The following is a 20,512-nucleotide window of genomic DNA, read 5'->3' as shown; positions in this document are numbered from 1 at the left end:
CGGGTGTGCCGTGAGACCATGGTCCAATGGCCTCCGACTCGTCGAGTTCCCGCACGCCTCGCATCGACACGGACGCGATCCGCGCCGTGGTGGGGGCCACGTCCGCCTCCCGCGGCTTCCAGTACGCGAGCACCAGCCGGGTGGGCCGGGTGGGCTTCGACGTGGAGACCGGGCTGCTCACCGCCCAGGTCGCCGGCTCCGTCCCCCGCCCGTACCGGGTGCGCGTGCGCCTGCAGCCGACGGTCGCCGCGAACCTCCAGCCCGAGGGCACCGACCCGCTGGAGATGGAGTGGGAGCCGGTCCACGGCGAGTGCACCTGCCCCGTGGGCACGGACTGCAAGCACGTGGCCGCCGTCTGCTACCGCGCGGTCCGCCTGCGCTCCGACGACGCGCTGGGACGGGCGAAGGCGGACCTGGCGGCGATGATCACCACCGGCGAGGAGCTCGCCGCCCGCTCCGGCACCTCGGGTGCCCGGGGGACCGGAGGGGACGACGACGGCCCGGCCGGCCCGGGTGCGCCGCGCACCCCCGCCACGGACTGGCGCCGGATCATGGAGCCGCTGGCCGGCCTGCAGACCTCGTCCGTGCGCACGCCGCAGGCGCCGCTGGCGATCGGCGTGGAGCTGGTGGCCGAGTCCTCCCGCTCCATGTACCAGCAGTGGGGTCCGGCCGGTGCCGGCGAGGACCGGCTGCGGGCCGGCCGCGGCCTGTTCGTGCTGCTGCGCCCGCTGAAGAGGGGCGCGAAGGGCACATGGATCAAGGGCGGGCTGACGTGGAAGCAGTTCCAGTACCCGCGCGCCGAGTTCGACCCCGCCCACGAGCGGGCGCTGCGCCTGGTCTACCGCCAGCTCATGGCCGAGGACACGTATCCCACGGACGCGTGGATCATGCTCAACAACTTCGACTCGCCCCGGATCTGGCAGCTCCTGGAGGAGGCCGAGCGGTCCGGGGTGGAGCTCGTGGCCCAGGGGTCCCTGGCCGAGGTGGTGCTGGAGGAACCGGTCCACGTGGGCCTGGACGTCCGGGAGGCCGGCGGCGGAGAGCTCGCGGTGTCCCCGCGGCTGCTCACCGCCGCCGACGAGGAGGCAGACGCCTCCGACGCGCACCCGGTGGGGCGCATCGGCTTCTACCGGGTCCGCGAGACGGACGGGGGCTTCGCGGTGCACCTCGTGCCGGCCGCGCAGGCCCTGGCCGAGCCCGTGCAGCACCTGCTGGAGTCCGAGGAGTCGCTCACCGTCCCGCAGTCCGACCGCGCGGACTTCCTGGAGCGGGTCTACCCGCGCCTGAAGAGCCAGCTCGAGGTGGCCTCCACGGACGGCTCCGTGGACCTGCCGGAGTTCGAGCCGCCGACGCTGCGCCTGCAGGCGGACTTCCAGCCGGACCACCAGGTGGAGCTGTACTGGTCCTGGCTCTACTTCGATCCGCCGCGCCAGGTGGAGGTGGGCTCCAGGGACGCCCTGCGCGACGCCGCGCACGAGCAGCGGGTGGCCGCCCGTGCCGCCGAGGTCTGGCCGCGCGCCGGCCGCACCGCCCGCCAGAGCCTGGAGGGCGTGGCCGCGGCCCGCTTCTCCGAGACGGTCCTGCCGCAGCTGGCCGCCCTGGAGAACGTCCGGGTGGACGTCACCGGCGAGCGCCCGGACTACCGCGAGCTCACCGCGGTGCCCCGGATCGAGGTGGGCACGAAGGCCACGCAGAACGACTGGTTCGACCTGGGTGTGCAGGTCTCCGTGGATGGCCACGTGCTGCCGTTCGCGGAGCTGTTCACCGCGCTGGTGCACGGGAAGACCACGCTGATCCTCATGGACGGGTCCTACCTGTCCCTGGACCACCCGGCGTTCGAGAAGCTCCGGGCGCTGCTCTCCGAGGCGGCCACCCTGCAGGAGTGGACGCCGGAGAGCCAGCAGGTCTCCAAGCATCAGGTGGCCTTCTGGGAGGACCTCAAGGACCTGGCGGACGAGGTGCAGGAGGACCCCGCCTGGACGGCCGCCATGGGCCGGCTCGCCGCGGTGGACAGGCTGCCGGACCCGGAGGTCCCCGCCGGGCTGCGGGCGGACCTGCGCCCCTATCAGCGCGAGGGCTTCCGCTGGCTCGCGTTCCTGTACGAGCTCGGCCTCGGCGGCATCCTGGCCGACGACATGGGCCTGGGCAAGACGGTCCAGACCCTCGCCCTGCTCTGCCATGCCAAGGAGAGGCGGATCGCCGCGGGCGAGGCGCTGACGGCGGCGGGCGGCGAGACGGACGGCGCGTCCGCCGGCGAGGCGGCCCCTGCGGCGCCCGCCGTGGCGGAGGCGACCGGCGCGGTGGCCGACCCGGCCCCGGTGGTCGGCGAGGAGCCGTTCCTGGTGGTGGCGCCGTCGTCGGTGGTCTCGGTGTGGGCCGCGGAGGCGGCCAAGTTCGCCCCGGGACTGGACGTGCGGGTGGTGGACCAGACCTCCCGCAAGCGTCGCACGCCCCTGGAGGAGGAGGTGGCCGGCGCGGACGTGGTGGTCACCAGCTACACGCTGCTGCGCATCGACGCGAAGGAGTACCACGCCCGCCAGTGGGCCGGCATGGTCCTGGACGAGGCGCAGTTCATCAAGAACCGCACCGCCAAGGTGCACCAGGTGGCCCGGGACGTGCGCGCCCCGTTCCGCCTGGCCATCACCGGCACGCCCATGGAGAACTCCCTGGCGGACCTCTGGGCCCTGCTGGACGTGGCGGTGTCCGGGCTGTTCCCCAGCCACCGGCTGTTCCGCGAGGAGTACATCAACCCCATCGAGGGCGGCGAGCACCCGGAGCGGATCGAGCGGCTGCGCCGGCGCCTGCGCCCGTTCATGCTGCGCCGCGCCAAGGAGCTCGTGGCCAAGGACCTGCCGCCGAAGCAGGAGCAGGTGCTCTCCGTGGAGCTGGAGGCCGCGCACCGCAAGCTCTACGACCGGGTGCTGCAGCGCGAGCGCCGGAAGGTCCTGGGCCTGCTGGACGACGTGGACGGCAACCGCTTCACCATCTTCAAGTCCCTGACACTGCTGCGCATGCTGGCGCTGGCGCCGTCGATCGTGGACGACCAGTACGCATCCGTGCCCAGCTCCAAGATGGAGCGGTTCCTGGACGACCTGACCGAGGTGCTCGGCGAGGGGCACCGCGTGATCGTGTTCAGCCAGTTCACGACCTTCCTCAAGACCGTGGGCGAGGAGCTGGACCACCTAGGCGTGGACTACGCCTACCTGGACGGCTCCACACGCCGCCGCGCCGAGGTGATCCAGGGCTTCCGCGAGGGCGACGCCCCCGTGTTCCTGATCTCCCTGAAGGCCGGCGGCTTCGGCCTGACCCTCACCGAGGCGGACTACGTGTTCCTCATGGACCCGTGGTGGAACCCGGCCGCCGAGGCGCAGGCCGTGGACCGCGCGCACCGCATCGGGCAGGACCGGACCGTGATGGTCTACCGGATGGTGTCCGAGGGGACGATCGAGGAGAAGGTCCTGGACATGCAGCGCCGCAAGGCCGAGCTGTTCGGGGCGCTCATGGACGAGGCCGACGACTCCGGCGCCGGCGCCTTCACCGACTCCCTGACCGCGGACGACATCCGCGAGCTCCTCGGCGCCGACGACTGAGCCGTCCTCTGGCATTTTCGCTCGGGAAACGGGAGGCGGCCCTGCCCGTCTCCAGACGCTTTCGCTTGTGAAACGGGAGGCGGTTCCCCCGGCTCAGGGCGAGGGCGACTCCATGTCCGTCGCCTCCACCACGACCAGTCGGATCGGCTTCCCGTCCGGTGTGGTGGCCCTGAAGGTCAGCTCCTCGCCGTCGCCTTCGGTGCCCAGGCCGGTCTCGCACGTGTCGGACTCGAGCGTCGCACCCAGGCTGTCCTCGAGCGTCACGGGGGTGCCCGGCGCGCAGATCAGCCGGGTCCAGTAGGACGTGCCCTCGCGGCTCTGCACGGTCACCTCGGCGCCGCCCTCGCCCCACGCCTCCCCGGTGATCTCCTCGCCGGACTCCAGGCCGTGCTGCTCGAGGTGGTCGGCGTAGGGCGTGTTGCTAAATGAATCGCCCCGGGATTGTTAGAGGCTCGCAAGTGCCGCCCCGGCAGGCGCCGGCACGGGGTTCTCATGATGGTAGACGTCCTCGAACTCGACCGGAGGGACCAGCCCGATCTCGCCGTGCACACGACGATGGTTGAACCAGTCGATGTACTCCGCGACCGCGATCTCTAAGTCCTCGATGGACTTGAACGGGCCCCTGTTCCGGATCAGCTCCGCCTTGAACAGGGAGTTGAACGCCTCGGCGAGGGCATTATCGTAAGAATCCCCCGTCGAGCCGACCGAGGCGACTGCACCGGCCTCGGCCAGCCGCTGGGTGTAGCGCACCGCGACGTACTGGGCTCCTCTATCACTGTGGTGCCGTAGCCCGGCCACGTCCTGGCCTGCGCGCTGACGCGTCCAGAACGCCATCTCCAACGCGTCCAGGGCCAGGTCCGTGCGCAGCGACTTCGACAGCTGCCAGCCCAGCACCCGGCGGGAGAACACGTCGATGATGAACGCGGCGTACACCCATCCGCTGAAAGTGCGGCAGTAGGTGATGTCAGCGACCCACAGCTGGTTCGGAGCCACCGCGGTGAAGTCTCGCTGCACCAAATCCTCGCGAGAATCCGGTCCCCGGCCCGGGACTGTCGTGCGAGGACCCTTCGCGCGGCTGATACCGCGCAGCCCTGCGGCACGCATGAGCCGCTCGACCGTGCATCGGGCAACTTGGATGCCCTCGCGGCGCAGTTGCGCGTGGACCTTCCGGGCCCCGTAGACCCCGTAGTTGGCCTCGTGCACCCGGCGGATCTCAGCGAGCAGCTGCTCATCGCGCAGACGGCGGGCCGAGACAGGACGTGTCTTCGCGGCGTAGTACGTGCTCGGTGCGATCTGCGTGCCCGCTGCGGAGAGTGTGGCGCAGATCGGCTCGACACCGAATTCGTCCTTGTGGTCGTCGATGTAGTCCACGATCAGCGCTGTGGGCGTCTCGAGCATCCGCCGCGAAGAAAGCCGATGCCGAGCGCAGGATCGCGTTGGCCCGCCGCAGCTCACGGTTCTCCTTCTCCAGCTCGGCCACACGAGAGGCCTCGCTGGTCGTGATCCCGGGGCGGTGGCCACCGTCGATCTCGGCTTGGCGCACCCAGTTCCGCAGCGTCTCGGGATTGATCCCGAGCTGTTCTCCTACGCGGCGGAATGCTCCGGTCCTCGTGGCGGGGTCTTGGCGGGCTTCGATGGTCATCCGCGTGGCGCGTTCGCGGAGCTCGTCGGGGTACTTCCGTGGTGCTGGCATGCTCTGCATCCTTCCGTTGAATCAGAGCCTCCACCAGACCCGGGGCGATTCAGTGGAGACCATGAACGAGTTGATCCCACGTGTGCGGGGGCGGATCTGCCCGCGTCCGCAGGAGGAGGCGGGCGGCCGTCGTCGGGCAGGATGGGAGGAGGCCGTGCACCGGCCTCACCCCGTCCCCGAGATTCAGGAGCACGCCCCATGGCATCGCGCGAGCGCATTGGACTGATCGGCGCCGGCCCGTCCGGCATGGCCCTGCTGCGGGCGTTCTCACTGGCTGAGAAGGCTGGCACGGAGGTCCCCGAGGTCGTCGCCTTCGAACGGCAGGACGACTGGGGCGGCCAGTGGAACCTGGACTGGCGCACCGGCGCGGACAAGTACGGCGAGCCCGTGCACTCCTCCATGTACCGGGACCTGTGGATCAACGGGCCCAAGGAGTGCATGGAGTTCCCGGACTACCCGTTCGACCGGCACTTCGGCCGCCCTGTGCCCTCCTACCTGCCGCGCGAGGTGATGTCCGAGTACATCCGCGCCCACATGCAGGACGTGGACGTCCGCGGGCAGATCCGCTTCGGCACCGCGGTCCGCTGGGTGGAGAAGCACGACGACGGCCGCTTCCGTCTGACTGCGCAGGACCTCGTCAGCGGGGAGACGGTGGTCGAGGAGTTCGACCGGATCGTGGTGGCCTCGGGCCACTTCCACACCCCGCACGTACCGCAGCTGCCGGGCATCGAGTCCTTCCGCGGGCAGGTGCAGCACTCCTCGGACTACCGCTCCCCGGAAGGGTATGTGGGCAAGCGGGTGCTCGTGGTGGGCTCGAGCTACTCCGGGCAGGACCTGGCGCTGCAGCTGCACCGCGCCGGCGCGCAGCACGTGACCACCGCCTACCGGAAGCAGCCGCAGGGCGTGGCCTGGCCTCAGGGCATGGACGAGCAGCCCGCCGTGCAGCGGATCGAGGGGAACCTGGTGACCTTCGACGGCGGCACCAGCGCAGAGTTCGACATGATCCTGCTCTGCACGGGGTATCTGCACCACTACCCGTTCCTGCCGAAGGAGCTGGCGCTGGGCGGGCCGAACCTGCTCTGCCCGATCGGGCTGTGGAAGGGCGTGGTCTGGCATGCGGACCCGGACGTGCTCTACGTGGGCGCGTCCCAGCAGCTGTTCACCCTGACCCTGCTGGAGGCGCAGGCGTACTTCGCGCGGGACGTGCTGCTCGGCCGGGTGGAGGTGCCGGACGCGGAGGAGCGACAGGCGGACATGGACGCCTGGTTCACGCGGATGACGCAGATCGACGGCCCGCCGGCCGCGCTGGCCTGGCAGGGCGCCTACATCCAGGACCTGTCCTCCCACACCGACTGCCCCGCGGTGGACGTGGAGGCCGTGGCGGAGACGTTCCTGCAGATGCGCGACGCCCGGATCGAGGACGTGCGGACCTTCCGCGACCGGCAGCACCGGTCGACCGTGACCGGGACCATGGCCGTGGCGCACCACACCCCGTGGATGGGTGCGTTCGACGACTCCGCGGAGGACTTCCTGCGCTGAGCGGGGCGCGGGGTCGGCGGCCTCGGCCTCAGTGCGCCAGGGCCAGGGCGGCCTCGGCGTCCTGCGCCGCCTCCTGCAACACCGGGACGGCCTCGGCCACGGCGGCCTCGAGCGCCTCGGCGGAGAACTCGGCGCCCAGCTGCCCGGGCGCGGTGGACAGCGCCGTGTTCAGCGCGACGGCCACGCGGCCGTCCTGGTCCCGCACCGGCACGGCCACGGAGGCCAGGTTCCGGTCCAGTTCGCCGGCCACCACCGCGTACCCCTGCTCCCGGACCCGCGCGACCTCGCCCAGCAGCTCGTCCAGCCCGGTCCGGGTCAGCTCGGTGCGCGGCGTCCGCGGGGAGCCCTCCAACACCCGCCGCACGGCCGCGTCCTCGAGTCCGGCCAGCAGCACCCGCCCCATCGACGTATTGAAGGCCGGCAGTCGCGTGCCCACGTCCAGGTTCACGCGCAGGATCCGCTCCGTGTGCACCCGGGCGATGTACATCAGGTGGGCGCCGTCCAGGATGCCGGCCGAGCAGGACTGCCCCAGCCGCTGCGAGGCCCGCGTGAGCACCGGCCGCAGCACCTCGGAGCGGCTCCGTCCCGTCCAGTAGCCGTGCCCGAGCTCCAACACCTTCGGGGTCAGCTCGAACGTCCGCCCCGCCTGCACCGCGTAGCCCAGGTGCACCAGGGTCAGCAGCATCCGCCGGGCCGAGGCCCGCGAGATCCCCGCCGCCTCGGCCGCGTCCGTGAGCGTCAGCGCCGGCCGCTCGGGCGTGAACGCGCGCAGCACGCCCAGGCCCGTCGCCAGGGCCTGCACGAACTCGTTCCGGTGGGGTGCGGTGCTCTCCATGGCTCCCACCCTACGCCGTGTGTGCGCTCTGCAAACATCTGTTTGCCCATCGCCCGCCCCCGCCTACGGTGAGAGTCAACGACGACGGCCCCGTCCGTCGTCGTCACCCCTCACCTGCACCGCCGGCCGCCGCCGGCGAGAGACGAAGGACCCTCCCATGACCCGCTTCGTGGACACGGCCGCGGAGGCCGTCTCCGAGATCACCGACGGCGCCACCGTGCTGATTGGCGGCTTCGGCAACGCCGGCCAGGCCGACGCCGGCCTCGCGCTGCTGATCAAGGAGCGGCGCGTGGCCAAGATCATCTGCTCGTTCCCGCGCCAGTCCGACTCCTGGCACTTCGACGAGGCCTACCGGGCCGGGGAGATCGAGCTCGAGCTCGTCCCGCAGGGCAACCTCGCCGAGCGCATCCGCGCCGCCGGCGCCGGCATCGGCGGCTTCTTCACGCCCACCGGCTACGCCACCCAGCTGGCCGAGGGCAAGGAGGTCCGCGAGATCGACGGGAAGCACTACGTGCTGGAGTCGCCCATCCACGGGGACGTCGCCCTCATCAAGGCCTACGCCGCGGACCCGTGGGGCAACCTCGTCTACCGCAAGACCGCCCGCAACTTCGGCCCCATCATGGCCGCCGCCGCGAAGCAGTCGATCGTCCAGGTGGACGAGGTCCTCGAGACCCCGCTGGACCCGGAGGTCGTCGTCACCCCGGGCATCTACACGGATGTCGTCGTCCAGGTGCCCACGGTGTCCGGTGAGATGCAGCGGCGGGCGAGCGCCGCCGTCGGGAATAACTGAAGGAGTCCACCCATGAGCGAGTTCATCCAGACCGACACCCCGCTGGACCAGCAGCAGCTGGCCAAGACCATCGCGGAGGACATCGCGCCGGGCTCCTACGTGAACCTCGGCATCGGCCAGCCGACCACCGTCTCCGACTACCTGGAGGACGAGAAGCACGTCACCCTCCACACGGAGAACGGCATGCTCGGCTTCGGCCCGCAGGCCCGCGGCGAGGACATCGACCCGGACCTCATCAACGCCGGCAAGATCCCCGTGACCGAGCTGCCCGGCGCCGCCTACTTCCACCACGCCGACTCCTTCGCCATGATGCGCGGCGGCCACCTGGACGTCTGCGTCCTCGGCGCCTATCAGGTCTCCGCCACCGGCGACCTCGCGAACTGGTCCACCGGCAAGGAAGGTGCCATCCCGGCCGTCGGCGGCGCCATGGACCTCGCGATCGGCGCGAAGGACACCTACGTGATGATGGACCTGTTCACCAAGAAGGGGCAGCCCAAGCTCCTCGCCGAGTGCACGTTCCCGCTCACCGGCGTGGGCTGCGTGTCCCGGATCTATGCGGACCGTGGCGTCTTCCTGCTGGACGACTCCGGCGTGGTGAAGGTCCGCGAGCTGCACGGCATCACCTGGGAGGAGCTCGAACAGTCCCACCCGGGCGTGCGCTTCGAGCGCGTCTGAGCCGACCGGTCCGGCGCCCGGCTTCGCCGCCGCTGCAGGCACGATGGGGCCGCCTCCCCTGAGGGAGGCGGCCCCTTCGCCGTGTCCGGAGGGTGCTCAGTCCGGGCGCAGCACCTCGTCCGCCCCGACGACGCCGTCCAGCAGCTCCGGGTCGATCGGCTGGCCCGCACGCATCACGGACAGGTGCCCGCTGGCCTCCATGACCACGCAGGCGACCTGGTCCATCGACGTCACGCCGGCGCGGCGCAGGGCGGCGTGCAGCTCCGGCCGGTTGACGTGGGCCCTGCGGCGGGCGGTCTCGAGCACCCGCCCGTGCGCCACGATCACGCGGGCGCGCCCGGTGAAGACCCGCTGCCCGCGGGCGGTGGCCGTGAGCGCGCCGAAGACCACCTCGAGCAGGACGAGGGTCAGCAGGCCGATCAGCCCGGTGGCGAGTGTGGGCGGGTGGCCGAGGATCACGCGTCCGGCGACCGCGCCGAACATGATGATGACCACCGTGTCGAACGCGGACAGGCCGGTGAGCAGGCGCGCGCCGAACACGCGCAGCAGCAGGAGGAAGGCCAGGTAGACGACCACCGCGGTGAGCACGACCAGCGGGATCCGCCACAGCTCGATCCCCAGCGACTCGGTCAGTGCGGGGCCCCATCCCTGCGGCGGTGTCATCGGCGGTGCTCCTCGGTCTCGGGCGGGCCGGCGGCCCGCATCGGTGGGGGCTTCACGACGACGGCCGCTCACCCTGACTTCTCCACGCTACTCCGCCGTCGGGGCGCCTCCTGCCGTGCGTATTGCGAATGGTAAGCATTAGCGTTTACAGTTGGGCCTCATGATCGAGAACTCGTACACCGCTGCCCTGTCCGCCGCCGTGCTCGCCCCGGCGCGCCGCCTGAAGTCCTTCTCCGCCCTGGCCGCCACGCTGGCCGCCGCCGCCCTGGCCCTGTCCGCGTGCGCCGGTGACGGCGACGCCGCGGCCAAGGGCGACCAGGCGGGCGCCTCCGCCTCCGGCTCCACCGGACAGTCCGCCGCGCAGGACGCTGCGGGAACGAAGGACGGCGAGGAGCCGGAGGGGTCGAAGGACGGCGGAGGCGCGGAGCAGGGCGACGAGGCCGGTGCTGTCGCCTCGTCCGTGGGCCAGGAGGACTGGGTGGACCCGACCGAGACCACGGAGGTCTCCGGGGTGACCCCGCGCGTGCTCCTCTCGGACGAGATGGGCCTGACCCTGCTGGACGCGGAGACCGGCGAGGTCCTCAAGGAGCAGGAGCTGGCCGGCTTCAAGCGCCTGTCCAACGCCGGCAACGGCAAGGACGTCATGGTGATCACGGACAAGGGCTGGGAGGTGTTCTCCGCCGGCATCAAGTCCCAGATCCACGGCGACCACTTCCACCACTACGAGTCCGCGCCGGGCATGACCGGCGTCGTGTTCCCGGGCGAGCACGCCGGTCACGTGGTGATGCACCACGGCAAGACCACCCTCTTCGCGGACGGCACGGGCTCCATCGGCACCTTCGTCTCCGATGACCTGGACAAGGCCACCCCGGACCTGCTCCCGGTGACCGAGGACCTGACGACCGACGGCGCCCACCACGGCGTGGCCCTGGAGCTGATGGACGGCAGCGTCCTGACCACCGAGGGCACCGAGGACGGGCGCCACACCGTGAAGGTCGTGGACCGCCAGGGCAAGGAGATCGCCAAGACCGAGGACTGCCCGGGCGTGCACGGCGAGGCTGCGGCCCAGCCGCAGGACGGCCAGGACGTGGTGGCGCTCGGCTGCGAGAACGGCCCGGTGGTCTACCGCGGCGGCGAGTTCCACAAGGTCGATCCGGGCCTGGACTACCAGCGCTCCGGCAACCTCGCCGGCTCCGCGGACTCCTCCGTGGTCCTGGGCGACTACAAGGTGGAGAAGGAGCCGAAGGAGGCCGTCGAGCGCACCACGAAGATCGCGCTGATCGACACCGAGACCGATGAGATGAAGGTCGTGGACCTGGGCTCGTCCTACTGGTTCCGCTCCCTGGCCCGCGGCCCGGAGGGCGAGGGCGTCGTCCTGACCTATGACGGCAAGGTCAAGGTCATCGACGAGGAGTCCGGCGAGGTCGTCAAGGACATCGAGGCCATCGGTGCGTGGAAGGAGAAGGACGAGTGGCAGGAGCCGGGTCCGATCCTCAAGACCGCCGGTGACCTCGCCTACGTGACCGACGCCGAGAACAACAAGCTCGTGGTGATCGACCTGGTGAAGGGCGAGAAGGTCAACGAGTTCGAGCTCGACGGCCCGGCGACCGAGATGGCCGTCGTGACCGGCGAGCCGGAGGCCCCGGCCCACTCCGAGGACGACGACCACGGTGACCACGAGGGTCACGACCGCGGCGAGGACGAGGGTCATGACCACTCCGAGGACGGCCACGACCACTCGGACCATGACCACGATCACGACCATGACCACGGTGCCGAGGAGGACCACGGTCACGATCACTGACCGTCACTGAACAGGATCCGGCGGAGCGGGGTTCACGCGCCGCCGGTGACCAGACTCCCTCTGGCGGGCCGTTGTGGGGATGGCTGCCCGGGGGGATTCCAGCCGGACGTCGTGGGGACGTCCGCTGGAGCCGCAGAGAGCGCCGGGGCCGTGTCGTGGGGACGCGGCCCCGGCGTGACTGTGTCTGCGGACCGCCCCGTCCGGGCCCCTTCCAGCCCCCAGCGCTTTTGCTCGCGACACGGGGATGCCCCGCTGCTTCCCGACGACGGCCGCTCGCCTTCGTCCGCCGCTCACCGGGCGCTCAGCGCGCCTCGCGCACCTGGCGCAGCACCTCCGGGCAGACAGCGGAGGCCCAGTCGAAGTAGCCGCGGCCGTTGGGGTGGAAGCGGTCCCGGGCCAGGTGCGCCAGCTGGTGTCGCAGCCCGCGGCGAAGGGTGGCGGTGTAGACGTCCGCGACGCCCAGTCCATGCCGTGCCGCGACCTCCCGCGCGGCCACATTCGCCGCCCGCACCCGCTGCTCGAACGGCCAGATGCGGAAGCTGGGCACCAGCCCGAGGGTCGAGCCGGCGGGCAGTCGGGTCGCGATCTCCTCGAGCGGCTCGGCGAAGTTCTTGACCCTGAAGGGGAGCGTCCAGGTGACGTCGTTGCCGCCGACCACGCACGTCACCGCGTCCATGCGGGTCCCGCCGGCCAGCAGTTCCTCGAGCCGCGGCACCTGGGTCTCGAGGACGTGCTGGGCCTTCGCGCCGGACACGGCGAGGTTCACCACGCGGACCGGCCGCCCGGTCTCCTTCGCCACCCGGTCGGCCACCTGGGCCACGTAGGTGTCCTCCCACGTCTCGGCGCCCACGCCGACGGCCGCCGAGTCGCCCAGCACGGCCCACACGAGCTCCCGCTCGTCCGAGGTCTCGGCATGTGCGCTCCAGCGTGCGCGATAGTCCGCGTCCTGCGCGGCCGCGCCGCCGAAGAGGATCCCCATGCCGCTCACGGTACCGGCGGGAGGCGAGAACAGTGCCCTCGATCCGATCCGGAGACTGCGCGCCGCGCTCCGGATCGGATCGAAGGCTTCAGGGATCATCCGTGCCGGACGTTGCCCGTCCAGCGCACCTCTCCGTCGACCACCTCGTCGGTCGGCCGCAGCCCACATCGCCGGGCGACCGCGTTCGACGCGGCATGCTCCGGGTGGATGTGCGCGATCACCCCACCCACGCCCAGACCGGCGAGACGCTCCAGGCGGAGGCGGGTGGCCGCCGTCGCGAAGCCACGGCTCTGCCAGGGTGCGCCGACCACCCAGGCGATCTCCGCCGGACCGCCGTCCTGGGGGACGGTGGCCTGGACGTAGCCGACCGCCTCGCCCGCGGGCCATCTCGGCCGCGTCGTCCACGCGGAGGGGCCGGAGGGAGATCTGCGCGGTCATGGGGCCGAGCCTACGGGCGTGGACGCCTCCTCCTCGACCCCTTCCTCGTCGGCCTCCTCCGGCTGCATCCGCTCGTCCGCCGCTGGCTTCTTCGCCGCCCACTCGGCCTTCTGCCGCTGGGACTTCCGGTGGTTCCGGACCGCGATCACGCCGATCACCAGGCCGATCAGGACCGGCTTCCACACCTGGTCGTACTCGAGGATCGTCACGAGCCATCCGGGCAGCGGCGGGAAGTCGATGTCCCATTCGGGCAGTCTCAGCACCGGCAGGTGGATCTGCGGCAGGCGGACCTCGGGCAGGTCCACGTCCCAGTCCGGCAGCAGGCGCGCCAGCAGCGGGAACACCAGCAGGAAGAACACCGCCAGGCCCGCCTTCCCGAACCCGCCCATCAACGGATACAGGATCCGCTTCACGCTGCTGGATTCCATGGCGGCCTGCCGCTTCGCCCCGCGTGAGCCGGCCGGCGGGTCGAACTCCACCACGGAGGAGCCCTCGCGCAGCTGCACCGAGAGGAGGTCGTCCAGCATGCTCGACTGGATCTTGAGCCTCCGCTGGCTCGACCCGGCGTCGGAGCCGAACTCCGACCAGCCGTCCTCGTCCGTGCGCCGGTTGACCAGCCGGATCTCGTCCACGCCGGTGCGCGGGTAGCGACCGGTGACCTCGCCGTCGACCCGCATCTGCAGCCGCAGCGGCGGGTTCTTCAGCCGTGCCCGCACACGTCGGGCGTAGGAGGCGCCCAGGGGTGCGCGCTCGCCGTGGGCCTTCCGTGCCCCGCTTCCCGACGACGGCCCCCTCGCCTCGTCGTGGCGGCCCGCCTCGGGTGTGGCCTCGCCGGGGGAGTGGGTGCCGGTCTGCGCGGCCGCGTCCGGCCGGGCGTCCTGCCCGGCGGACGTCGGGGGCGGCCAGTCCGGGTCCTCGGCGAGGAACTCGGCGTCGAAGCCCTGGCGCAGCTCGAGGAAGCCGTGCACGGGGTGGTCGAGGGTCCAGACCTCCACGGCTCAGCCCTTGGTCCGGCGGCGGCCGCCGAGGGCGGTGCCGACGCGGGTGAGGGCGAGCACGCCGAGTGCGTAGATCCAGGTGCCGTCGTTCGTGTAGACGAGGAGGCCGATGAGGCAGAGGATCGCCGTGAGGATCGGGAAGGCCCAGGTGGTGCGGAAGACGAGGCCGTCGGCCAGGCCGAGCATCAGCGCGGCGGAGGGCAGCAGGAACAGCAGGGCGAGGGTCGCGGAGGCGGCCGGCAGGGCGAGGCCGATGACGAACGGCGCCACCAGGTAGGCGAGGGCTGCCGCGGCGTAGCTCCAGTGCTGCCGGCCGGTGCGCTCGGGCTCGGGGTCCTTCTTCGCGGAGGTGCCTGGCGCCCGCTCGTTCGTCGATGCGTCCGACGTCTTGCTGTCGGCGCGCTCGGGCCGTGCCACGGCGGCGTCGGTGGTCTCCATGGTCACCGAGTCTAGACATCCCTGGAGCCGCGGAGCACCGCCGAACGTCGCGCGTCGTCACCGCCGGCCCCCGACTTTCGACGCCCCTCGCCGCATCGGCCGAGCGCCACTGCGTCCCGCGCCCAGCGTCCAGCGCACCGCGATTCCTCATCACTCGAACGGAAACTCATCATTCCTCGCATGATGAAAAACGGATCGAGTGATGATTTTCTGGGCCCCGCCGGCAGCCTCAGGTCGGCCTCGCTGCACCGCGCACGGCCTCCACGACCATCAGCGGGTCGCGTGCCTCGTCGAACTCCTGCCGCTGCCAGCCGCCGGAGACCCGCTCCACGCTCAGCCCCACGGCCTCCAGGTCCGCACGCACCTGTGCCGGGCTCCGGAACTGCAGGTGCTCCTCGCCCTCCTGCACGGTGCCGGTGGTGAGGTCCTCGCTGCGCCACCGATGCACCACCACGCCCCGGTGGTCCGGGGCGGAGGTGACCTCTGATTCGAGGAGGCGAGCGGCCGTCGTCGTGGTCTCGGTGGGCTCGCTGGTCCAGTCCTCCCACGCCCGGAGGGCGGGGTTGCGGGTCTCGAAGGCGAGGCGGCCACCGGGGAGCAGGCCGGCGGCGATCCTGCTCAGGGCGTCGTGCCAGTCGTCGCCGACGAGGTGCATGGCCACGTTGCCGCTCATGATCACCAGGTCCGCGGTGGCCGGCTCGATCAGCTCGGCGGTGCCGCGCACCCAGCGGACGGCATCTCCGCCGGGGCGCGTCCGCGCCACCTCGAGCATCGCCTCCGCCGGATCGATCCCGACGACGGCCCGTCCCGTTCCCGCGAGCGTCACCGTCAGGAGCCCCGTGCCGCAGCCGAGGTCCACGATCCGTTCGGCGCCGGTCTCCTGCGCGAGGCGGCGGAAGAAGTCGTGGTCCGGGCCGTCCGGGTTCGCTGCGTCATAGTCGGCGGCGACGGCCGGGTCGTCATAGGCGCGGCGGTTCGCCTCGGCGGGGGAGTGGGGCATGGGTCGAAGGGTAGTGGAGGTGTGGGCGCGGCCACAGTCGCGGGGCTATCCTCCAGGCCACCCCACCGCCTGATCGCAGACACGGAAGGTCCCCTCATGTCTCTTCGCCTCTCCCACACCACCTGGGACGCCCTGGACCCGTACGCCGTCGCCGAGTTCTGGCGCGCACTCCTGGGCTGGGAGATCCAGGAGCCCGAGTGCTACAAGCCGGGCTCCGACGAGTGCTACCTGGTCAGCCCTGACGGCTACACGATCCTGTTCTTCAAGGTGCCCGACGCCAAGCGGGTCAAGAACCGGGCCCACATGGACCTCGCCTCGGAGGACTCCACGCGGGACGAGCAGGTCGAGCGGGCGCTCGCGCTCGGCGCCACCCTCGCCGAGGACCGGCGCGAGGACCTCGGCTGGGCCGTCATGCAGGACCCCGAGGGCAACGAGTTCTGCATCCTCCGGTGAGCCAGGCGGCGCCGGGACTCGGCCGGCCCGTCCCGCTCTGGGACTCAGGCTGCGGATGAGGGGATCACTCGGCGCCGTGCCGCCCGGCCGCGATCCGCTCGATCCTCTGGACGTACTCCTCCCACCGGCCCGCGTCCCAGCCGGGCAGGTTGTTCCCCGGTCCGCGCAGGCCGACCTGCCCGTCGATCTGCTCGCACAGGATGTCCGCGTGGCCGGCGTGCCTTGCCTCGTCCAGGGCCACGTGGGACATCACCTGGGCCAGCGTGACGGTCGTCTTGTCCGCCGGCCACCAGGGCACCCGGCCCTCGGTGCCGATGACCACGGTGGCGCCGGTGATGCGCTGCTCGCCCTCGGTGGTCTCCACGGCCACGGTGCGCGGGCCCACGAAGCGGGCGGTGCCGTCCACGAGGGTGACCTCGGGGCGCTCGAGCATGGCGTGGTTGGCGGCGTTGAGCTTGCCGATCAGCTCGTCCCGCTCGACGACCGCCGCACGGAAGGCCTCCGCCGGGTCCTCGTCCGGGCGGCGCCGCTCGGCCGAGACGACCAGGTCCTTGGTGGGCACGCAGCCGATGTTGATGCACGTGCCGCCGTACATCTTCGGGGAGCGCTCCACGAGGGCCACGCTCTGGCCCTGCGCGGCGGCAAGGCCGGCGAGGGTCTTGCCCGCCTTGCCCCAGCCGATCACCAACAGGTCGACATCCATCCGAGTTCTCCTTGGAGAGGTTGAGAGTCACGGCGCGGGCGTGCACGGCCCCGGCTGTAGAGATGCACTGAGGATTTCACACGACAGGCGGTGAACTCTTCGCAGAGCAGGCCATTCAGCGGAGTGTGCGAAATCTAGGCCCTGGTTCTACCAGCGGCTCACATTACTCCGCCCGATGGCGACGATTGCGCGGTTCACCCGTGGCGTCGAGCGTGAACTCGCCGCCGCGGGTGAGGGCTCACCCTGGGTCAGTCGCCGGGGCCGGTGCGGATGAGGTTGCCGTAAGGGTCGGCAACCATGAAGGTGTGACCATAGGTGTCGTCGTGTGGTTCCTCGACGACGCGCGCGCCCTGGGTGACTCATTCTCGATAGAGATCGTCGATCGCCCCGGGACCATGCGCCCGATCTCACGCGCGAGGTGCCCTGGGCGGGGTGCGTTCGCTATTCCGGCTCCAGCTCACGAAGAACGTCATGGTTTTCCCAGTCAAGAGGTCACTGCGATTGATTGGGCAATGGGGGCGTCGGACGCGGGTTGCTGGTCTATGAATTGATTCTACCAGATTATCCAATGTCAAATCCGTCATCAGGGTGATTTTAGAAAGATCTCCACTCAATGGGAACGGTGGCATTTAGGCGTCGCGCACGCCTGACTAAATACCGAGTGTCTGGCGGCAGGGCGGTATTAGTTTCTAGGGCAACCGCTCTTCGCCACTCTTCTATTTCAATACCCGGGGCGGCCCAATCCGTTCGGAGGTCGATGCTTAGGCAGCGCGCCCCCCACTCGCGGGGGTCCTTATCAATAAAGAGGGCCCCTTCCGCCCCGGGGAGATGGCGACACTCGGGCAAGGTGCTCAAACGGGAGGCTATGTCTCCCGTGAAGTATTGGAATCCGCGAGAGATGTCGTCCCTTGTCTGCTGAAGGGACTCTACGAACGGTGCAAACGAGGCCTTTCCGAGAAAAGTTTGACCAAACAAGTAGGCTGTTCCATCGACGGTCGTCTGCCCAAGAACCAATCGACAATCTCCGTTCGGCAAGCGGCCGTTCAGCCACTCTCCGCGCCCCGCGTGGCACAAAGGTTCTTCGGGGTGAAGAGGAAGTGAGACGCCAGGTTGATCCTGAAGCGGAAATCCGGACCATTCCCCGTTCTCGTCACGATGTATAATTGCGGAATTAACTTCTGCAAAGAATCTTAGAACGGTAAGCATGGTGCTCGCGACCTCTTGTCCCTCGAGGTGTGCTCGATACGTCGATTCAAGGGTTCTTGTGTTGGGTCGAAGCTGCGACACAATTTCTGAGGGAATGGTATCCCAAACTGCGTACGCCCGCATTCCGTGAAGGCCGCCCACGAGGGTAACGTGGTCACTTGGTCTAACTATGTGAAGAGTGTGCTGCGATACATTTCGGGCGAATTTTACTGCGTCAATAATGTCGGAATTCGGATGAGAGCCAGTGGCGAGTATGTCTCTGTAGGTTCCTTTATTGCTAATCTGCAGCTGCAATATCTCATTAAGTGCCTGCGTGGCACTAAGAAATCGGCGCACCCATACCCCGAGATCTCCGCCTCGACGAGACTCGGCGTAGTACCCAGATGTGGCAGACTGAATGTCGCCCATGAAATTTCTGATTACATCGATCTCCGGGGTGGTAAGGTTAACGAGGCTTTTTTTTGCTCCCCCTACTAAAGGTTTTCTATTTCCCATACTATCTCCTGTAGTCTAAATTTGACCGTTTGGCGTGCGATCATCCTCTAACTATTTAATTATATCGCTAAGAAGACCTGATTGTCCAGTATTGGTGAATAGCGTTGAGGTGCGAAGACGTGGTGCGGCGGTGGGATGGGTGATGGGGCTCCTGGATGGTGATTGAAGGTGCTAATGAAATCTCCTGTTTCGCGAATTTCGGGAGGCGGCCATGATCTCATGCGACATGTGGTGGGAAATTTCGACATCCGGGGAAGGGTCCTGAGGTGTGAAAAGTGAGTGCGCCCGTTCCGCCTCCAGAGTTTCGAAGAGTGGGCGGGTCGATGTGTCACGCTGAGTTGGGGGAGCCCGGGCCCACGCCGCCGTAGAACTCGGACGACAGACATTTGGATGTGCGGTTGTAGACCGTTGATTCCCACTCCTCCCCTGCGGAGTTCTTCCACCACACCCGCTTGTGTGAACCGGGCCTGACCTCGTGAGGCGTCAGCGGGGCATTGCGGCTCGGGTGCCACTGCGCGGCCACGTCGGGGTAGAGGTCGGCCAGGGACAAGCCAGGCTGGGGGCGGGATCGCTCAGCTCCGGCGCGGACTCTCCCGCAATCAGGGCAGCCAATGGTCTGTCGTCGCGTTCGCTGCGCGACGACAGCTTCCCACTCCGCCCCGCAGAGACTGCACAGCCACCACGCCGACGCGTTGCGCGCATTCGCCACGTCCGCCGCAGTCCCGTCCCCGTTCTTAGATGGGTGCCATTCAGCCGCGATGCCGGGGCTCCGCTCCGCCAGGGAGCGCCCAGGCTTCGGGCGAGGCGGTGGGGCGGAGAAAGCCGGCTTCGGTCGCATCACCTGGTGGGTGATGGGACTGCCGCACCGATAGGTGACAGGTGGGGTCTTATGCCGGGAGGGTCACGGCGGGCTTCATCATGGTCTCGTACTCGATGGGGGTCAACCGCCCGAGACGGGCTTGTCGACGGCGCCGGTGATAGGTGCGCTCGGTCCAGGTGGCGATCGCGATCCGTAGCTCATCCCGGGTCGTCCAGGACCGCCTGTCGAGGACGTTCTTCTGCAGCAGGGCGAAGAAGCTCTCCATGGCGGCGTTGTCCCCGGCCGCACCCACTTTGCCCATCGAGCCGACCAAGCCGTGCCGGTTGAGGGCATGGAAGAATTTCCGGGATCGAAATTGCGACCCGCGGTCCGAATGAACGATGCAACCGGCCACATCCCCGCGCCGAGCAACGGCGTTCTGCAGTGCCTGGACGGCCAGCCGGGCTTTCATTCGCGAGTCGATGGAGTAGCCGACGATCCGCCCGGAGAAGACGTCTTTGATCGCGCACATGTAGAGCTTGCCCTCGGCGGTCCTGTGCTCGGTGACGTCGGTCAACCACAGCTGGTTTGAACCGCCAGCAGTGAAGTCCCGCTCCACCAGGTCATCGTGCACCGGCGGACCCGGCTTCTTCCCGTTCTTGCCGCGCTTCTTCCCGAACACCGACCACCAGCCGTTGTCCCGGCAGATCCGCCACGCGCTGCGCTCACACATCACCTCGCCGGCTTCCTTGGCCTCATCGACCAGGAAGCGGTAGCCGAACTCCGGATCGTCCTGATGGGCGTCGAACAACGCGTTCGCCCGGTACGCCTCGGCCAGCTCGGCGTCGGTGACAGGGTCCGCCAGCCAGCGGTAGTAGGGCTGGCGGGAGAGCTTGAGCACCCGGCACGTCACCGCGACGGGGATCCCGACGGCGGCGAGCTCCTTCACGAGCGGGTAGAGCCTTTTCCCGGCAGGTTCGCCTGGGACAGGTAGGCCGCCGCCCGTCGTAGGACCTCGTTCTCCTGCTCGAGCAGGCGGATCCGCTTCTTCAGCTCACGGTTCTCGGCCGACTCGGCTTTGGTTGTCCCAGGCTTCGCGCCGTCCTCGACGTCGGCCTGGCGCATCCACTTCGACAGGGTCATCTCATGGATGCCAAAGTCCTTGGCGATCTGCGCGAGCGTCACACCCTCTTCGCGGCTGCGGGCCACGCGCACGACGTCGTCACGGAACTCTTGGGGATAGGGGGCAGGCACAGCAACATCCTTCCAGGCCGCCCTGCGGGCAAGCCAGATCAGGTGTCACCTATTCGTGCGGCAGTCCCGGCTCAGACCCCGGCGGACGTGGCCCCGTTCGCGTCCCTCCTCGCCAGGCCTGATTCCCGACTCCAGGACAGGCCAGCCGCCGCTTATCGAC

The 20,512-nt window shown here is 69.6% G+C and carries 17 protein-coding genes, 1 pseudogene and 1 other annotated feature; of the genes and pseudogenes, 6 read left to right on the top strand and 12 right to left on the bottom strand.

The genetic code is table 11. The features are described 5' to 3' along the window. Positions 1-26: 26 nt before the first annotated feature. Positions 27-3,590, top strand: coding sequence for an SNF2-related protein (locus tag CEQ11_RS00350; RefSeq protein ID WP_088477351.1), 3,564 nt, complete (start codon positions 27-29; stop codon positions 3,588-3,590). 93 nt (positions 3,591-3,683) lie between these two features. Here CEQ11_RS00350 and CEQ11_RS00345 read toward each other — a convergent pair whose 3' ends face one another. Together CEQ11_RS00345 and CEQ11_RS00340 are read right to left on the bottom strand one after the other, a co-directional pair. Then, complete coding sequence (locus CEQ11_RS00345; RefSeq protein WP_088477350.1) at positions 3,684-3,920, bottom strand: hypothetical protein; 237 nt, start codon at positions 3,918-3,920, stop codon at positions 3,684-3,686. 114 nt (positions 3,921-4,034) lie between these two features. Beyond that, positions 4,035-5,283 (bottom strand): IS3 family transposase gene (locus tag CEQ11_RS00340; RefSeq protein WP_088477349.1). Its coding sequence is split into 2 segments (ribosomal slippage): positions 4,035-4,983 and positions 4,982-5,283, totalling 1,251 coding nucleotides; the frame shifts between segments, so codons are not numbered across the junction. Further along, positions 4,875-5,005: a sequence feature (AL1L pseudoknot), on the bottom strand. Its footprint overlaps the gene before it by 131 nt. Before the next feature lie 198 nt (positions 5,284-5,481). Here CEQ11_RS00340 and CEQ11_RS00335 point away from each other — a divergent pair. Then, the gene (locus CEQ11_RS00335; RefSeq protein ID WP_088477348.1) at positions 5,482-6,822 is read left to right on the top strand and encodes an NAD(P)/FAD-dependent oxidoreductase; all 1,341 of its coding nucleotides are present in this window, start codon (positions 5,482-5,484) and stop codon (positions 6,820-6,822) included. Between the two features lie 28 nt (positions 6,823-6,850). On the opposite strand, the gene CEQ11_RS00330 is transcribed toward CEQ11_RS00335, so the two are convergent. Further along, positions 6,851-7,657, bottom strand: a complete 807-nt coding sequence (locus CEQ11_RS00330) for an IclR family transcriptional regulator C-terminal domain-containing protein (RefSeq protein ID WP_088477347.1) — start codon at positions 7,655-7,657, stop codon at positions 6,851-6,853. Positions 7,658-7,814: 157 nt separating this feature from the next. Here CEQ11_RS00330 and CEQ11_RS00325 point away from each other — a divergent pair, with 157 nt between their 5' ends. Further along, complete coding sequence (locus CEQ11_RS00325; protein ID WP_088477346.1) at positions 7,815-8,447, top strand: 3-oxoacid CoA-transferase subunit A; 633 nt, start codon at positions 7,815-7,817, stop codon at positions 8,445-8,447. 12 nt (positions 8,448-8,459) lie between these two features. Further along, complete coding sequence (locus tag CEQ11_RS00320) at positions 8,460-9,122, top strand: 3-oxoacid CoA-transferase subunit B (protein WP_088477345.1); 663 nt, start codon at positions 8,460-8,462, stop codon at positions 9,120-9,122. A gap of 96 nt (positions 9,123-9,218) precedes the next feature. Here the strand turns inward: CEQ11_RS00320 and CEQ11_RS00315 are convergent, their stop codons facing one another. Then, a complete protein-coding gene (locus CEQ11_RS00315) occupies positions 9,219-9,785 on the bottom strand; it encodes a DUF421 domain-containing protein (protein WP_088477344.1) in 567 nt (188 codons plus the stop codon). Positions 9,786-9,945: 160 nt separating this feature from the next. Here CEQ11_RS00315 and CEQ11_RS00310 point away from each other — a divergent pair, with 160 nt between their 5' ends. After that, complete coding sequence (locus CEQ11_RS00310) at positions 9,946-11,589, top strand: hypothetical protein (protein WP_193762951.1); 1,644 nt, start codon at positions 9,946-9,948, stop codon at positions 11,587-11,589. 301 nt (positions 11,590-11,890) lie between these two features. Here the strand turns inward: CEQ11_RS00310 and CEQ11_RS00305 are convergent, their stop codons facing one another. The 5 genes and pseudogenes from CEQ11_RS00305 to CEQ11_RS00285 form a co-directional block, all read right to left on the bottom strand. Beyond that, positions 11,891-12,568 carry an SGNH/GDSL hydrolase family protein gene (locus CEQ11_RS00305; RefSeq protein ID WP_088477343.1) on the bottom strand — a complete coding sequence of 226 codons (678 nt, stop codon included), beginning with the start codon at positions 12,566-12,568 and terminating at the stop codon, positions 11,891-11,893. Positions 12,569-12,663: 95 nt separating this feature from the next. Further along, a pseudogene (locus CEQ11_RS00300) lies at positions 12,664-12,933 on the bottom strand (GNAT family N-acetyltransferase); the annotation flags it as partial. A gap of 69 nt (positions 12,934-13,002) precedes the next feature. After that, entirely contained in the window at positions 13,003-14,001 is a 999-nt protein-coding gene (locus CEQ11_RS00295) for a hypothetical protein (RefSeq protein WP_088477342.1), read from the bottom strand. A gap of 3 nt (positions 14,002-14,004) precedes the next feature. Beyond that, a complete protein-coding gene (locus CEQ11_RS00290; protein WP_127913426.1) occupies positions 14,005-14,442 on the bottom strand; it encodes a hypothetical protein in 438 nt (145 codons plus the stop codon). Positions 14,443-14,671: 229 nt separating this feature from the next. Then, positions 14,672-15,442 (bottom strand): bifunctional 2-polyprenyl-6-hydroxyphenol methylase/3-demethylubiquinol 3-O-methyltransferase UbiG, encoded by a 771-nt coding sequence (locus CEQ11_RS00285; protein ID WP_088477340.1) that lies wholly within the window; start codon positions 15,440-15,442, stop codon positions 14,672-14,674. A gap of 96 nt (positions 15,443-15,538) precedes the next feature. On the opposite strand from CEQ11_RS00285, the gene CEQ11_RS00280 reads away from it, so the two are divergent. Next, positions 15,539-15,895 (top strand): VOC family protein, encoded by a 357-nt coding sequence (locus CEQ11_RS00280; RefSeq protein WP_088477339.1) that lies wholly within the window; start codon positions 15,539-15,541, stop codon positions 15,893-15,895. Positions 15,896-15,959: 64 nt separating this feature from the next. On the opposite strand, the gene CEQ11_RS00275 is transcribed toward CEQ11_RS00280, so the two are convergent. From CEQ11_RS00275 to CEQ11_RS00265, 3 genes are all read right to left on the bottom strand, one after another. Beyond that, positions 15,960-16,598, bottom strand: a complete 639-nt coding sequence (locus CEQ11_RS00275) for a DUF664 domain-containing protein (protein ID WP_088477338.1) — start codon at positions 16,596-16,598, stop codon at positions 15,960-15,962. Between the two features lie 2,029 nt (positions 16,599-18,627). Next, positions 18,628-19,137 carry a zinc-ribbon domain-containing protein gene (locus tag CEQ11_RS13405; protein WP_088477337.1) on the bottom strand — a complete coding sequence of 170 codons (510 nt, stop codon included), beginning with the start codon at positions 19,135-19,137 and terminating at the stop codon, positions 18,628-18,630. Between the two features lie 49 nt (positions 19,138-19,186). After that, a protein-coding gene (locus tag CEQ11_RS00265; protein WP_088477336.1) for an IS3 family transposase occupies positions 19,187-20,352 on the bottom strand; the annotation gives its coding sequence in 2 pieces (ribosomal slippage) (positions 19,187-20,065 and positions 20,068-20,352; 1,164 coding nt in all). Positions 20,353-20,512: the final 160 nt, after the last annotated feature.

Source organism: Micrococcus sp. FDAARGOS_333 (assembly GCF_002206575.2).
In the GTDB taxonomy this organism is placed as follows: Bacteria; Actinomycetota; Actinomycetes; order Actinomycetales; family Micrococcaceae; genus Micrococcus; species Micrococcus lylae.
Note: the sequence above shows the minus strand (reverse complement) of the source record. Positions and strands in the feature narration are given on the sequence as shown.